The organism is Escherichia sp. F1 (assembly GCF_046764225.1).
Taxonomy (GTDB): domain Bacteria; phylum Pseudomonadota; class Gammaproteobacteria; order Enterobacterales; family Enterobacteriaceae; genus Escherichia; species Escherichia coli.
The window spans coordinates 3,745,173-3,759,127 of record NZ_CP177202.1 but is presented as its reverse complement, the minus strand read 5'-3'; the positions used below and the strand labels follow the sequence as shown (position 1 = coordinate 3,759,127).

General features: G+C 52.5%; 12 protein-coding genes. 9 read left to right on the top strand and 3 right to left on the bottom strand.

All coding sequences use genetic code 11. From position 1 onward, the window contains the following. The first annotated feature begins 124 nt into the window (after positions 1 to 124). Both yahL and yahM read left to right on the top strand, forming a co-directional pair. Positions 125 to 940 carry a protein YahL gene (gene yahL, locus ACK8NJ_RS18110; RefSeq protein WP_001558667.1) on the top strand — a complete coding sequence of 272 codons (816 nt, stop codon included), beginning with the start codon at positions 125 to 127 and terminating at the stop codon, positions 938 to 940. Positions 941 to 1,352: 412 nt separating this feature from the next. Beyond that, positions 1,353 to 1,598, top strand: a complete 246-nt coding sequence (yahM, locus tag ACK8NJ_RS18105) for a protein YahM (protein WP_000290610.1) — start codon at positions 1,353 to 1,355, stop codon at positions 1,596 to 1,598. 16 nt (positions 1,599 to 1,614) lie between these two features. On the opposite strand, the gene ACK8NJ_RS18100 is transcribed toward yahM, so the two are convergent. Continuing rightward, positions 1,615 to 2,286, bottom strand: coding sequence for a LysE family transporter (locus ACK8NJ_RS18100; protein WP_000976977.1), 672 nt, complete (start codon positions 2,284 to 2,286; stop codon positions 1,615 to 1,617). 146 nt (positions 2,287 to 2,432) lie between these two features. Here ACK8NJ_RS18100 and yahO point away from each other — a divergent pair, with 146 nt between their 5' ends. Then, positions 2,433 to 2,708, top strand: a complete 276-nt coding sequence (yahO, locus tag ACK8NJ_RS18095; RefSeq protein ID WP_000691953.1) for a DUF1471 family periplasmic protein YahO — start codon at positions 2,433 to 2,435, stop codon at positions 2,706 to 2,708. A gap of 100 nt (positions 2,709 to 2,808) precedes the next feature. Here the strand turns inward: yahO and prpR are convergent, their stop codons facing one another. Next, positions 2,809 to 4,395, bottom strand: coding sequence for a propionate catabolism operon regulatory protein PrpR (prpR, locus tag ACK8NJ_RS18090; protein WP_411961853.1), 1,587 nt, complete (start codon positions 4,393 to 4,395; stop codon positions 2,809 to 2,811). 238 nt (positions 4,396 to 4,633) lie between these two features. Here prpR and prpB point away from each other — a divergent pair, with 238 nt between their 5' ends. The 6 genes from prpB (at position 4,634) to codA (ending at position 12,918) form a co-directional block, all read left to right on the top strand. Next, positions 4,634 to 5,524, top strand: coding sequence for a methylisocitrate lyase (gene prpB, locus ACK8NJ_RS18085; RefSeq protein WP_000052172.1), 891 nt, complete (start codon positions 4,634 to 4,636; stop codon positions 5,522 to 5,524). Positions 5,525 to 5,568: 44 nt separating this feature from the next. Next, the gene (prpC, locus tag ACK8NJ_RS18080; RefSeq protein WP_001285909.1) at positions 5,569 to 6,738 is read left to right on the top strand and encodes a bifunctional 2-methylcitrate synthase/citrate synthase; all 1,170 of its coding nucleotides are present in this window, start codon (positions 5,569 to 5,571) and stop codon (positions 6,736 to 6,738) included. 33 nt (positions 6,739 to 6,771) lie between these two features. Then, positions 6,772 to 8,223, top strand: coding sequence for a 2-methylcitrate dehydratase (gene prpD / locus ACK8NJ_RS18075; RefSeq protein ID WP_411961852.1), 1,452 nt, complete (start codon positions 6,772 to 6,774; stop codon positions 8,221 to 8,223). 39 nt (positions 8,224 to 8,262) lie between these two features. After that, positions 8,263 to 10,149: a propionate--CoA ligase gene (gene prpE / locus ACK8NJ_RS18070; protein WP_411961851.1), complete on the top strand. Its 1,887-nt coding sequence runs from the start codon at positions 8,263 to 8,265 to the stop codon at positions 10,147 to 10,149. 236 nt (positions 10,150 to 10,385) lie between these two features. Next, the gene (gene codB, locus ACK8NJ_RS18065) at positions 10,386 to 11,645 is read left to right on the top strand and encodes a cytosine permease (RefSeq protein WP_000076233.1); all 1,260 of its coding nucleotides are present in this window, start codon (positions 10,386 to 10,388) and stop codon (positions 11,643 to 11,645) included. Next, entirely contained in the window at positions 11,635 to 12,918 is a 1,284-nt protein-coding gene (gene codA / locus ACK8NJ_RS18060; RefSeq protein WP_001308426.1) for a cytosine/isoguanine deaminase, read from the top strand. Before codB ends, codA begins: the two co-directional genes overlap by 11 nt. A gap of 39 nt (positions 12,919 to 12,957) precedes the next feature. Here codA and cynR read toward each other — a convergent pair whose 3' ends face one another. Continuing rightward, positions 12,958 to 13,857 (bottom strand): transcriptional regulator CynR, encoded by a 900-nt coding sequence (cynR, locus tag ACK8NJ_RS18055; RefSeq protein WP_000952490.1) that lies wholly within the window; start codon positions 13,855 to 13,857, stop codon positions 12,958 to 12,960. Positions 13,858 to 13,955 lie beyond the last annotated feature (98 nt).

The window sequence follows — 13,955 nt, the reverse complement described above, 5'->3', positions numbered from 1 at the left end:
TGTTAAATTAACTCCCTCCAGGACACAATACTTCACTCGTTAGTTATGAGCGATTTCTGATAGTGCCTGGTTTAATCAGAGCTTTATTATCTGCGACGTTTATTTTTATTTAAGAGAGATCGAGATGATATCATTAAAAGCTCCGCACAATAATTTGATGCCATATACGCAACAAAGCATACTTAATACAGTAAAAAACAATCAGTTACCAGAGGATATCAAAAGCTCCCTGGTTTCCTGTGTCGATATATTCAAGGTTTTGATTAAACAATATTATGATTATCCTTATGATTGTCGTGATGATTTAGTCGATGACGACAAACTCATTCATCTCATGGCTGCCGTACGAGACTGTGAGTGGTCAGACGATAACGCACTCACCATAAATGTGCAGTTTAATGATTTCCCTGGATTTTATGACTGGATGGATTACCCTGATCACCCGGTTAAGTTTGTTTTTCGCATACTTGAAAATCAAAAAGGGACAGTTTGGGTATATGACCAGGATGATGCGTTTCTTGATATTAAAGCAAACGTGCAGGCTGGACGCTTTACCGGGCTTAAGAAATTAGTGCAGTTTATCGATTCAGTGCGAACAGATTGCAAATGTATTCTTCTTGAACACCATATGCCTTTGCTGAGACTTTTCCCTAAAGGGAAAGAGTGTATGCATGTGGAAAAATGGCTTCGCGAAATGTCGTCTATTCCGGAGACAGACGCGCCCATTAAGCAGGCGCTTGCGCATGGATTATTATTACACTTAAAAAATATCTACCCTGTTTTTCCTGAATCGCTGGTGAGGTTATTGCTCTCTGTTCTGGACGTAAAAACATACAGAGATGATGCGCGATTAAATCAATGGATATCTAATAGAGTGCAGGAATTAGGTGACAGATATTATCCTGTAAATAAGCACGTTAAAATCCGCTACACTCTTTAGTTCAGAAAGGGTTCCACCTGCAAGTTGTTATTCCACCAGAGAGTGAATCGCAATGCAGGTAATCATTTCATCTGTATATCTGTATGCCAACTGGCATTCCATCTCTTTTTTCGCCGATATTTTGTTGTGATCGGCGACACTTCGCTTAAAAAAGCATCAGCAGTGGTTTCGCAGCTATGCGGTGTATAAAAAATGATCTCATGCAGATGTTTTGTGAATGTGTGGGTTGACATTCATATGAAAAAAATCATAATTCCATCATGTTTGTGTGGGGTCTTTTCTGTATCTTACGCATCGCACTCAAGCCTGACAGAAAATATGCTGTAAGGCTCATATCAAAAACCGCCATTAGCTCATCAGGAAGAGCAGACGACAACCAGGATTGTTGTATGGTACGGGGTTCGAGGCCTCGATGGCGGTCCAACTTTTCAAAACTCTTCTGAATCAGATCCCCTTATTATCATCCCTGCAAAGTGGAACATTGCCATTGTTTGGCTATTCAGGACGGGTCAGAGCAATGAAAAAAGCCCACACAGGGGAGAGTGGGCTGAAATGGGAAGCTAAAGACTCAAGTAAACTTATCGGAAATAAGGACCACGCATTACGGGGGCTATCATCGCCGATGGTCGGGATTCGGCAAATCAGGTTGATTACGTAGAGAGTAAATTATCTGCTCACCGCTGCGTCACTCCTTCGTAAATCAGGCGTAGCGCGAATACACCAATAATTGCACCAATAACCCGACTGGCAACGCGTTGCATACGCCCATAAGCACGACGCACTGCGGGCAAAGAAAACGCCTGACTAAGAAAAACGCGCCAGATAACTGATGCGAGCACAATCCCCGCCCAGGCCATTAAACGTGCCCATGTTGGTGTTTCGGCATTTAATGTTACTGAGAAAATACTGATAAAAAATAAAACGGTTTGCGGGTTAGAGAGATCGGTAATTAATCCACGGCGAAAAAAAACATACCAGGGGGCGCTAATCGGTTGTTGTAGTGTGCTCATTTGCGGTGTTGACTGGCGGCGCATGCTGCACCACGCAAACCATAAGAGATAAGCGCCGCCAACGATTCTGATAAGCGAAAAAATCTCCTCACACTGCGTAATTAGCGTTGCAAGACCAAACAAACCCAACCCGGAATAAAATGCATCGCCCAACGCCACGCCCAGCCCGGTCAGCACCCCTGCGCGTCGACCGGAGGCCAGGCTGGTTTGTACTACCACAAAGAGATTGGCTCCCGGATTAAAAAAAGTAATCACGAACAGTCCTACGGTCAGGTAAACGGCGTGCAAAGGATCCATAGTGATTTCATCCATAAATAAGTGAAGTAACTTCATCATATTTCTACCAAAAATAATCGGGTGCGAGAGAGATCACAAAGTGTCTTATTTCCGGTTACTGGCGTTTATGCCCTGACTGAACTAATTATTAATCAACCCAATAATGTGGGTGGGTGATAGTGTGATAACAACTCTGGAGCCGTAATATGAAAATAATCTCTAAAATGTTAGTCGGTGCGTTAGCGTTTGCCGTTACCAATGTCTATGCCGCAGAATTAATGACCAAAGCGGAATTTGAAAAGGTTGAATCGCAATATGAAAAAATAGGTGATATTTCAACCAGTAATGAAATGTCGACCGCAGATGCGAAAGAAGATTTGATCAAAAAAGCGGATGAAAAAGGGGCTGATGTGTTGGTACTGACCTCCGGTCAAACTGACAATAAGATCCACGGCACGGCAAATATTTATAAGAAGAAGTAATTCTGAATCCTATGTAAACATCCCCGATGCGTAAGTTTATCGGTGATCATCATCTATTGAAATTTATGCCGGATAAAGCGTTCGCGCTGCATTCGGCAGTTCAGCTTTTCAGCCGCCGCCAGAACGTCGTCCGGCTGATACCTAAATAATTCGCCGCTGCTGTTTTATCGCCTTTAAATTTCTCCAGTGCCTGTTGTGGTGTCAGTAAGCGTGGAGCGGGAGTTTTCGCCGACTCGCGCGCCAGTTCCGGCAGTAGCAGCTGCAAAAATTGCGGCGTTAAATCCGGCGTCGGTTCCACACTTAAAAACAGCGCCAGTCGCTCCATCATATTGCGCAGTTCTCGAATATTGCCCGGCCAGTCGTAGCGCAACAGCACAGTTTCACTTGCCTGTAACCCCTGGCGTAATGCGGCAGAAAACGGGGCGGAGAGCGCCGCCAGAGACACTTTCAAAAAGCTTTCCGCCAGCGGCAGAATATCCGTCACCCGCTCGCGCAGTGGTGGCAATTGCAGACGCAAAATACTCAGCCGATAAAACAGATCACGGCGAAACTGCCCTTGCCGCATATCTTCTTCCAGATTGCAGTGAGTGGCGCTAATGACTCGCACATCCACCGGAACAGGCTGATGCCCGCCGACGCGGGTGACCTCTTTTTCTTCCAGCACCCGTAACAGGCGAGTCTGCAAAGGTAGCGGCATTTCGCCAATCTCATCCAGAAACAGCGTACCGCCGTGGGCAATTTCGAACAGCCCGGCGCGACCTCCACGTCGCGAGCCGGTGAACGCCCCTTCCTCATAGCCAAACAGCTCTGCTTCCAGCAGCGATTCGGCAATCGCCCCGCAGTTGACGGCAACAAACGGATGCGACTTTTTGCCCTGTCGCGCATCGTGGCGGGCAAAATATTCCCGATGAATCGCCTGGGCCGCCAGCTCTTTGCCCGTCCCCGTTTCCCCTTCAATCAACACCGCTGCACTGGAGCGGGCATACAGCAAAATAGTCTGCCGTACCTGTTCCATCTGTGGTGATTGACCGAGCATATCGCCCAGCACGTAACGAGTACGCAGGGCGTTGCGGGTGGCATCGTGAGTGTTATGGCGTAACGACATGCGCGTCATATCCAGCGCATCGCTGAATGCCTGGCGCACGGTGGCGGCGGAATAGATAAAAATTCCGGTCATTCCGGCTTCTTCTGCCAGATCGGTAATTAGCCCCGCGCCGACCACCGCTTCGGTGCCGTTAGCTTTCAGCTCGTTAATCTGCCCGCGTGCGTCTTCTTCGGTAATGTAGCTACGTTGGTCGAGGCGCAAATTAAAGGTTTTTTGAAACGCCACCAGTGCCGGAATAGTTTCCTGATAAGTGACAACGCCGATAGAAGAGGTGAGTTTTCCGGCTTTTGCCAGTGCCTGTAACACATCGTAGCCGCTCGGTTTAATCAAAATAACTGGCACTGACAGGCGGCTTTTCAGGTACGCGCCGTTAGAGCCAGCGGCGATGATGGCGTCGCAGCGTTCGCTGGCCAGTTTCTTGCGGATGTAGGTCACTGCTTTTTCAAAGCCAAGCTGAATAGGGGTAATGTTCGCCAGATGATCAAACTCGAGGCTGATATCGCGAAACAGCTCGAACAGGCGCGTTACAGATACCGTCCAGATAACCGGTTTGTCGTCATTCAGCCGTGGTGGATGTGCCATAGCGCACCGCAAAGTTAAGAAACCGAATATTGGGTTTAGTCTTGTTTCATAATTGTTGCAATGAAACGCGGTGAAACATTGCCTGAAACGTTAACTGAAACGCATATTTGCGGATTACTTCATGACTTTATTTATAACAAATTGAAATTAAACATTTAATTTTATTAAGGCAATTGTGGCACACCCCTTGCTTTGTCTTTATCAACGCAAATAACAAGTTGATAACAAAGGATGGGCTATGTCTCTACACTCTCCAGGTAAAGCGTTTCGCGCTGCACTGTCTAAAGAAAATCCATTGCAGATTGTTGGCACCATTAACGCCAACCATGCGCTGCTGGCGCAGCGTGCCGGATATCAGGCAATTTATCTCTCCGGCGGTGGCGTGGCGGCAGGGTCGCTGGGGCTGCCCGATCTCGGTATTTCTACCCTTGATGATGTGCTGACCGACATTCGTCGTATCACCGACGTTTGTTCGCTGCCGCTGCTGGTGGATGCGGATATCGGTTTTGGTTCTTCTGCTTTTAACGTGGCGCGCACCGTGAAATCGATGATTAAAGCCGGTGCGGCAGGACTGCATATTGAAGATCAGGTTGGTGCGAAACGCTGCGGTCATCGTCCGAACAAAGCGATCGTCTCGAAAGAGGAGATGGTGGATCGGATCCGCGCGGCGGTGGATGCGAAAACCGATCCTGATTTTGTGATCATGGCGCGCACCGATGCGCTGGCGGTAGAGGGGCTGGATGCGGCGATCGAGCGTGCGCAGGCCTATGTTGAAGCGGGTGCCGAGATGTTGTTCCCGGAGGCGATTACCGAACTCGCCATGTACCGCCAGTTTGCCGATGCGGTGCAGGTGCCGATCCTCGCCAACATCACCGAATTTGGCGCAACACCGCTGTTTACCACCGACGAATTACGCAGCGCCCATGTTGCAATGGCGCTGTACCCGCTTTCAGCGTTTCGCGCCATGAACCGCGCCGCCGAACATGTCTACAACGTCCTGCGTCAGGAAGGCACGCAGAAAAGTGTCATCGACACCATGCAAACCCGCAACGAGCTGTACGAAAGCATCAACTACTACCAGTACGAAGAGAAGCTCGACGACCTGTTTGCCCGTAGCCAGGCGAAATAAAACACAACGAAAAATATCTCGACCCTACAAATGACGAGGACAACATGAGCGACACAACGATCCTGCAAAACAGTACCCATGTCATTAAACCGAAAAAATCTGTGGCACTATCCGGCGTTCCGGCGGGCAATACGGCGCTCTGCACCGTGGGTAAAAGCGGCAACGACCTGCATTACCGCGGTTACGATATTCTTGATCTGGCGGAACATTGCGAATTTGAAGAAGTGGCGCACCTGCTGATCCACGGCAAACTGCCGACCCGTGACGAACTCGCCGCCTACAAAACGAAACTGAAAGCCCTGCGCGGTTTACCGGCTAACGTGCGTACCGTGCTGGAAGCCTTACCCGCGGCGTCGCACCCGATGGATGTTATGCGCACCGGCGTCTCCGCACTCGGTTGCACGCTGCCAGAAAAAGAGGGTCATACCGTCTCTGGTGCGCGGGATATTGCCGACAAACTGTTGGCGTCGCTTAGCTCGATTCTTCTCTACTGGTATCACTACAGCCACAACGGCGAACGCATCCAGCCAGAAACCGATGACGACTCAATAGGCGGTCACTTCCTGCATCTGCTGCATGGCGAAAAGCCGTCGCAAAGCTGGGAAAAGGCGATGCATATTTCGCTGGTGCTGTACGCCGAACACGAGTTTAACGCCTCCACCTTTACCAGCCGGGTGATTGCGGGCACCGGCTCTGATATGTATTCCGCGATTATTGGCGCGATTGGTGCACTGCGCGGGCCGAAGCACGGCGGGGCGAATGAAGTGTCGCTGGAGATCCAGCAACGCTACGAAACGCCGGACGAAGCCGAAGCCGATATCCGCAAGCGGGTGGAAAACAAAGAAGTGGTCATTGGTTTTGGTCATCCGGTTTATACCATCGCCGACCCGCGTCATCAGGTGATCAAACGTGTGGCGAAGCAGCTCTCGCAGGAAGGCGGCTCGCTGAAGATGTACAACATCGCCGATCGCCTGGAAACAGTGATGTGGGAGAGCAAAAAGATGTTCCCCAATCTCGACTGGTTCTCCGCTGTTTCCTACAACATGATGGGCGTTCCCACCGAGATGTTCACACCACTGTTTGTTATCGCCCGCGTCACCGGCTGGGCGGCGCACATTATCGAACAACGTCAGGACAATAAAATTATCCGTCCTTCCGCCAATTATGTTGGACCGGAAGACCGCCAGTTTGTCGCGCTGGATAAGCGCCAGTAAACCTCTACGAATAACAATAAGGAAACGTACCCAATGTCAGCTCAAATCAACAACATCCGCCCGGAATTTGATCGTGAAATCGTTGATATCGTCGATTACGTGATGAACTACGAAATCAGCTCCAGAGTAGCCTACGACACCGCCCATTACTGCCTGCTCGACACGCTCGGCTGCGGTCTTGAAGCTCTCGAATACCCGGCCTGTAAAAAACTGCTGGGGCCAATTGTTCCTGGCACTGTCGTCCCCAACGGCGTGCGCGTCCCCGGAACTCAGTTCCAGCTCGACCCCGTCCAGGCGGCATTTAACATCGGCGCGATGATCCGCTGGCTCGATTTCAACGATACCTGGCTGGCGGCGGAGTGGGGCCATCCTTCCGACAACCTCGGCGGCATTCTGGCAACGGCGGACTGGCTTTCGCGCAACGCGGTCGCCAGCGGCAAAGCGCCGTTGACCATGAAACAGGTGCTGACTGCAATGATCAAAGCCCATGAAATTCAGGGCTGCATCGCGCTGGAAAACTCCTTTAACCGCGTCGGCCTCGACCACGTTCTGTTAGTGAAAGTGGCTTCCACCGCCGTGGTCGCCGAAATGCTCGGCCTGACCCGCGAGGAAATTCTCAACGCCATTTCGCTGGCGTGGGTGGACGGTCAGTCGCTGCGCACCTATCGCCATGCGCCGAACACCGGCACGCGTAAATCCTGGGCGGCGGGCGATGCCACTTCCCGCGCGGTACGTCTGGCACTGATGGCGAAAACGGGCGAAATGGGTTACCCGTCAGCCCTGACTGCGCCTGTGTGGGGCTTCTACGACGTCTCCTTCAAAGGTGAGTCGTTCCGCTTCCAGCGCCCGTACGGTTCTTACGTGATGGAAAATGTGCTGTTCAAAATCTCCTTCCCGGCGGAGTTCCACTCCCAGACGGCAGTTGAAGCAGCGATGACGCTCTATGAACAGATGCAGGCAGCAGGCAAAACGGCGGCAGATATCGAAAAAGTGACCATTCGCACCCACGAAGCCTGTATTCGCATCATCGACAAAAAAGGGCCGCTCAATAACCCGGCTGACCGCGACCACTGCATTCAGTACATGGTGGCGATCCCGCTGTTATTCGGGCGCTTAACGGCGGCAGATTACGAGGACAACGTTGCGCAAGATAAACGCATTGACGCCCTGCGCGAGAAGATCAATTGCTTTGAAGAGCCGGCATTTACTGCTGACTACCACGACCCGGAAAAACGCGCCATCGCCAATGCCATTACCCTTGAGTTCACCGACGGCACGCGATTTGAAGAAGTGGTAGTGGAGTACCCAATTGGTCATGCTCGCCGCCGTCAGGATGGCATTCCGAAACTGGTCGATAAATTCAAAATCAATCTCACGCGCCAGTTCCCGACTCGCCAGCAGCAGCGCATTCTGGAGGTTTCTCTCGACAGAGCTCGCCTGGAACAGATGCCGGTCAATGAGTATCTCGACCTGTATGTCATTTAAGTAAACGGCGGTAAGGCGTAAGTTCAACAGGAGAGCATTATGTCTTTTAGCGAATTTTATCAGCGTTCGATTAACGAACCGGAGCAGTTCTGGGCCGAGCAGGCCCGGCGTATTGACTGGCAGACGCCCTTTACGCAAACGCTCGATCACAGCAATCCGCCGTTTGCCCGTTGGTTTTGTGAAGGCCGAACCAACTTGTGCCACAACGCTATCGACCGCTGGCTGGAGAAACAGCCAGAGGCGCTGGCGCTGATTGCCGTCTCTTCGGAAACAGAAGAAGAGCGCACCTTTACCTTTCGCCAGCTGCATGACGAAGTGAACGCGGTGGCCTCAATGTTGCGTTCATTGGGCGTGCAGCGTGGCGATCGGGTGCTGGTGTATATGCCGATGATTGCCGAAGCGCATATTACTCTGCTGGCCTGCGCGCGCATTGGTGCTATTCACTCGGTGGTGTTTGGGGGATTTGCCTCGCACAGCGTGGCGGCGCGAATTGATGATGCTAAACCGGTGCTGATTGTTTCGGCTGATGCCGGAGCGCGCGGTGGCAAAATAATTCCCTATAAAAAATTGCTCGACGATGCGATAAGTCAGGCGCAGCACCAGCCACGCCATGTTTTGCTGGTGGATCGCGGGCTGGCGAAAATGGCGCGCGTTAGCGGGCGGGATGTCGATTTCGCGTCGTTGCGCCATCAACACATCGGCGCGCGGGTACCGGTGGCGTGGCTGGAATCCAACGAAACCTCCTGCATTCTCTACACCTCCGGCACGACCGGCAAACCTAAAGGCGTGCAGCGTGACGTCGGCGGATATGCGGTGGCGCTGGCGACCTCGATGGACACCATTTTTGGCGGCAAAGCGGGCGGTGTGTTCTTTTGCGCGTCGGATATCGGCTGGGTGGTGGGGCATTCGTATATCGTCTACGCGCCGCTGCTGGCGGGGATGGCGACTATCGTTTACGAAGGATTGCCGACCTGGCCGGACTGCGGTGTGTGGTGGAAAATCGTCGAGAAATATCAGGTTAGCCGGATGTTCTCAGCGCCGACCGCTATTCGCGTGCTGAAAAAATTCCCTACCGCTGAAATTCGCAAACACGATCTTTCCTCGCTGGAAGCACTGTATCTGGCGGGGGAGCCGCTGGACGAGCCGACCGCCAGTTGGGTGAGCAATACGCTGGATGTGCCGGTCATCGACAACTACTGGCAGACCGAATCCGGCTGGCCGATTATGGCGATTGCTCGCGGTCTGGACGACAGGCCGACGCGTCTGGGAAGCCCCGGCGTGCCGATGTATGGCTATAACGTGCAGTTGCTTAATGAAGTCACCGGCGAACCGTGTGGCGTCAACGAGAAAGGGATGCTGGTGGTGGAAGGGCCGCTGCCGCCGGGGTGTATTCAGACCATTTGGGGCGACGACGACCGCTTTGTGAAGACGTACTGGTCGCTGTTTTCCCGTCCGGTGTACGCCACTTTTGACTGGGGTATCCGCGATGCTGACGGTTATCACTTTATTCTCGGGCGCACTGACGATGTGATTAACGTTGCCGGGCATCGGCTGGGGACGCGCGAGATTGAAGAGAGTATCTCCAGTCATCCGGGCGTTGCCGAAGTGGCGGTGGTTGGGGTGAAAGATGCGCTGAAAGGGCAGGTGGCGGTGGCGTTTGTCATTCCGAAAGAGAGCGACAGTCTGGAAGACCGTGAGGTGGCGCACTCGCAAGAGAAGGCGATTATGGCGCTGGTGGACAGCCAGATTGGCAACTTTGGCCGCCCGGCGCACGTCTGGTTTGTCTCGCAATTGCCAAAAACGCGATCCGGAAAAATGCTGCGCCGCACGATCCAGGCGATTTGCGAAGGACGCGATCCTGGGGATCTGACGACCATTGATGATCCTGCGTCGTTGGATCAGATCCGCCAGGCGATGGAAGAGTAGGTTATTGTCGGATGCGTCGCCTGGCGCATCCGACACCATGCGCCGATGCCTGATGCGACGCTTACCGCGTCTTATTATGGCTACCCACTGTTTTTACACCGATAATTTTTCCCCCACCTTTTTGCACTCATTCATATAAAAAATATATTTCCCCACGAAAACGATTGCTTTTTATCTTCAGATGAATAGAATGCGGCGGATTTTTTGGGTTTCAAACAGCAAAAAGGGGGAATTTCGTGTCGCAAGATAACAACTTTAGCCAGGGGCCAGTCCCGCAGTCGGCGCGGAAAGGGGTATTGGCATTGACGTTCGTCATGCTGGGATTAACCTTCTTTTCCGCCAGTATGTGGACCGGCGGCACTCTCGGAACCGGTCTTAGCTATCATGATTTCTTCCTCGCAGTCCTCATCGGTAATCTTCTCCTCGGTATTTACACTTCATTTCTTGGTTACATTGGCGCAAAAACCGGCCTGACCACTCATCTTCTTGCTCGCTTCTCTTTTGGTGTTAAAGGCTCATGGCTGCCTTCACTGCTGCTGGGCGGCACCCAGGTTGGCTGGTTTGGCGTTGGCGTGGCGATGTTTGCCATTCCGGTGGGCAAGGCAACTGGGCTGGATATTAATTTGCTGATTGCCGTCTCCGGTTTACTGATGACCGTCACCGTCTTCTTTGGTATTTCGGCGCTGACCGTTCTTTCGGTGATTGCGGTTCCGGCCATCGCCTGCCTGGGCGGTTATTCCGTGTGGCTGGCCGTTAACGGCATGGGCGGTCTGGACGCCTTAAAAGCGGTCGTTCCTGCACAACCGCTAGATTTCAATGTCGCGCTGGCGCTGGTTGTGGGGTCATTTATCAGTGCGGGTACGCTCACCGCTGACTTTGTCCGGTTTGGTCGCAATGCCAAACTGGCGGTACTGGTGGCGATGGTGGCCTTTTTCCTCGGCAACTCGTTGATGTTTATTTTCGGTGCAGCGGGCGCTGCGGCACTGGGTATGGCGGATATCTCTGATGTGATGATTGCTCAGGGCCTGCTGCTGCCTGCGATTGTGGTGCTGGGGCTGAATATCTGGACCACCAACGATAACGCGCTCTATGCGTCGGGCTTAGGTTTCGCCAACATTACCGGGATGTCGAGCAAAACCCTTTCGGTAATCAACGGTATTATCGGTACGGTCTGCGCACTATGGCTGTATAACAATTTTGTCGGCTGGCTGACCTTCCTTTCGGCAGCTATTCCTCCGGTAGGGGGCGTGATCATCGCTGACTATCTGATGAACCGTCGCCGCTATGAGCACTTTGCGACCACGCGTATGATGAGTGTCAATTGGGTGGCGATTCTGGCGGTCGCCTTGGGGATTGCCGCAGGCCACTGGTTACCGGGTATTGTTCCGGTCAACGCGGTATTAGGTGGCGCGCTGAGCTATCTGATCCTTAACCCGATTTTGAATCGCAAAACGACGGCTGCAATGACGCATGTGGAGGCTAACAGTGTCGAATAACGCTTTACAGACAATTATTAACGCCCGGTTACCCGGCAAAGAGGGGCTGTGGCAGATTCATCTGCTGGACGGAAAAATCAGCGCCATTGATGCGCAATCCGGGGTGATGCCCGTAACTGAAAACAGCCTGGATGCCGAACAAGGTTTAGTTTTACCGCCGTTTGTGGAGCCGCATATTCACCTGGACACCACGCAAACCGCCGGACAACCGAACTGGAATCAGTCCGGCACGCTGTTTGAAGGCATTGAACGCTGGGCCGAGCGCAAAGCGTTATTAACCCATGACGATGTGAAACAACGCGCCTGGCAAACGCTGAAATGGCAGATTGCCAACGGCATTCAGCATGTGCGTACCCATGTCGATGTTTCGGATGCAACGCTGACTGCGCTGAAAGCAATGCTGGAAGTGAAGCAGGAAGTCGCGCCGTGGATTGATCTGCAAATCGTCGCCTTCCCGCAGGAAGGGATTTTGTCGTATCCCAACGGTGAAGCGTTGCTGGAAGAGGCGTTACGCTTAGGGGCAGACGTAGTGGGGGCGATTCCGCATTTTGAATTTACCCGTGAATACGGCGTGGAGTCGCTGCATAAAACCTTCGCCCTGGCGCAAAAATACGACCGTCTCATCGACGTTCACTGTGATGAGATCGATGACGAGCAGTCGCGCTTTGTCGAAACCGTTGCTGCCCTGGCGCACCGTGAAGGCATGGGCGCGCGAGTCACCGCCAGCCACACTACGGCAATGCACTCCTATAACGGGGCGTATACCTCACGCTTGTTCCGTTTGCTGAAAATGTCCGGTATTAACTTTGTCGCCAACCCGCTGGTCAATATTCATCTGCAAGGACGTTTCGATACCTATCCAAAACGTCGCGGCATCACGCGCGTTAAAGAGATGCTGGAGTCCGGCATTAACGTCTGCTTTGGTCACGATGATGTCTTCGATCCGTGGTATCCGCTGGGAACGGCGAATATGCTGCAAGTGCTGCATATGGGGCTGCATGTTTGTCAGTTGATGGGCTACGGGCAGATTAACGACGGCCTGAATTTAATCACCCACCATAGCGCCAGGACGTTGAATTTGCAGGATTACGGCATTGCCGCCGGAAACAGCGCCAACCTGATTATCCTGCCGGCTGAAAATGGGTTTGATGCGCTGCGCCGTCAGGTTCCGGTGCGCTATTCGGTACGTGGCGGTAAGGTGATTGCCAGCACCCAACCAGCACAAACTACCGTATATCTGGAGCAGCCAGAAGCCATCGATTACAAACGGTAATTTCCTCTGCGTTGAAGAGCCACTGACCTGTGTCAGTGGCTACCGTGATTCATGCCCGCCAACATCCGCACATTCTTCCAACGCCATGTGTAAAAATGCCTTCGCGGCGGCTGTCTGCCAGCTATTTTTCCGCCGTAACAAAACCGCCGTTCTCTCCAGTAACGGTGGGGCAAGGGATATAGCTTTAAGCCCGTCATGTTGTGTGGCAATCGCTGCTGGCAACAATGTGGAAAGGGAAGTGCGGCGAATCAGCTCCAGAACCGCGCTAATTGAGTTCGCCTCAATGACCACCTGTGGATGTAGCCCCGCTTTCTCGCAGTAGTGGTCAATTTGCTCTCTGGTGGCAAATTCCGCGCTGAGCAGGACCAGTTTTTCATCATGCAAGCGACTCAACGCCACCTGTTCACAGGCAGCCAGCGGATGATGTTGCGCCACGACTAACGCTAAACTTTCTGTCAGTAAAGGAATTGCCTCCAGCTCCGGCGAATGCACAGGCGTGAAGGCAATCCCAACGTCCAGCTCGTCGCGGCAAAGCAGATCTTCGATTTTCTCCTGCGACATTTCCTGTAGCTGGAGCGTGATGCCGGGGTAGCGCGCATAGAAATCTGCCATTAAAGGGCCGATAAAGTAGCTCGTAAAGGTGGGGGTGACGGCGATACGCAGCGATCCTCGCGTCAGATCGGCAACATCATGAATCGCCCGTTTACCCGCCCCCAGTTCCTGTAACGCCCGGCTGGCGTACTGTCGCCAGACTTCTCCTGCATCAGTGAGACGAATAGTTCGCCCGCTACGGTCAAACAGCGGCACGCCTAAACTCTCCTCTAACTGGCGAATCTGCTGGGAAAGCGCAGGCTGGGAGACGTGCAACGCACTGGCGGCACGGGTAAAGCTGCCATGTTCAGCCACGGCAAGAAAATAATTGATATGTCGAGAGAGCATTCGCCAACCTATAAGTAAATCCAATAGAACTTATCATAAATGAGACTTTTACCTTATGACAATCGGCGAGTAGTCTGCCTCTCATTCCAGAGACAGAC